This is a genomic window from Streptomyces sp. NPDC021562, from assembly GCF_040640875.1.
GTDB lineage: Bacteria > Actinomycetota > Actinomycetes > Streptomycetales > Streptomycetaceae > Streptomyces.
The window spans coordinates 1-1,577 of the sequence record NZ_JBFACN010000085.1 but is presented as its reverse complement, the minus strand read 5'-3'; the positions used below and the strand labels follow the sequence as shown (position 1 = coordinate 1,577).

The following is a 1,577-nucleotide window of genomic DNA, read 5'->3' as shown; positions in this document are numbered from 1 at the left end:
GTAAATCCGTTCTTGATTTTTTCGCCGATACCAACCACTGCGTCTTTAACAGCACCAGCCATAGAAGAGATACCGCCAATCAGTCCGTTTATGATGTTCTTTCCTGTTTCTGCTAGGTCGATATTTTCGAAGATGCCGACGATGTTTTTCCATATTGACATCGCAGTTGACTTAATCGTTTCCCACGCGCCTGCCCAATCGCCCTGTAGAATACGCAGGGTAGTTTGAATAACACCTAACACTAAATCGATGGCTGTTGCAACTATCGCTTTAATCGTTTCCCATGCTGCCCTAATTACACCTACGATAATAGGCCACACCATTTGGAAAACGCCTTTAATAATCCCCATCACCATCTGTACATACTCTTGGATAACTCCGAAATAAGTCTTAACTATAGTCATAATTGCTTGCCCGTTTTCGTTCCAAAATGCTTTAATCTTCGCAAGTTGTTCACCTATAAACGCACTGATATCCGCCATTAACCATTGTACGACTCCCATGATATATTCGAGCGCTGTGAAGAACGCATTCTTAATCCACGCCCATGCTGCGTCGACCATATCTCTGAACCATCCAACGTGATTGTATGCGGCAACTAACCCGACACCCAATGCTACTACTGCAGCTACTATCGCTAAAATTACTCCTATTGTTGTTAGTATCACTGCTGAGGTAGTGCCTAAGGCGATAGCTAGTGCTCCTATACTAGAAGCAACAGTGCCTATAGTCATAATTACTACACCAACAGTTGCCAAAAACAAGGCCAGTAACGCAGTTACAGCAGCACCTACGACAAGAAACTGTTTCGTGCTTTCGGATAACTCGTTAAATTTATTCACCAACATCGAAATGAAGTCCGCAACTATCTGCACGTATGGAACTAATTGATCACCTAGCGATATTGCCAACGACTCAATAGAACCTGTTAACTGTTCGATGGAACCCCCGATACCCGCTTTCATTTTATTCGCAGCCTCTTGCGAAGCACCTGCGCTTCCTTCTAATGATGCCGTCATCTCATCTATTTTCGCTGGCCCTGCGTCCATCAACGCTAAAAAGCCGGATACCGCTTCGGTTCCAACTAACGATGCAAGTGTAGCTGCTTTCTGTGTATCCGTTTGACCTTCCATTGACTTCGAAAGGTTATCGACCAACTTCGAAATACCGACGAAATTACCTGCAGTATCTGTGATTTGAATTCCCATACTTTCCATCATCTTCGAGTTTTTCTCAGACGGATTCAACAAAGCTAGTAAGGACGCACGTAACGCCGTACCAGCATTTTCGCCTTGTAGACCTGCATTTGTCATTAAACCGATAGATGCTGCCGTTTCTTCCATTGAAACACCTAATGCAGCAGCCGGAGCACCTGCGTATTTAAATGCATATTGCATATCCCGTATACCTGCAGCCGTTGAGTTAGCCGACTCTGCTAATACGTCAGCAACACGACTAGCATCGCCTGCTTCAAGCCCCCAAATGTTAAGCGCCGATGAAACGGTGTCGGACGTCATCGCTAAATCTTCGCCCGATGCTTCTGCTGCCGAAATTATACCCGGCAGTGCTGCGATTAC

Annotated in this window: 1 protein-coding gene; it reads right to left on the bottom strand. The window is 45.1% G+C overall.

The genetic code is table 11. The features are described from left to right. Positions 1-1,577: phage tail tape measure protein (locus tag AB0G52_RS41065; RefSeq protein WP_361344380.1), on the bottom strand; the 1,577-nt coding region annotated here is incomplete at both ends.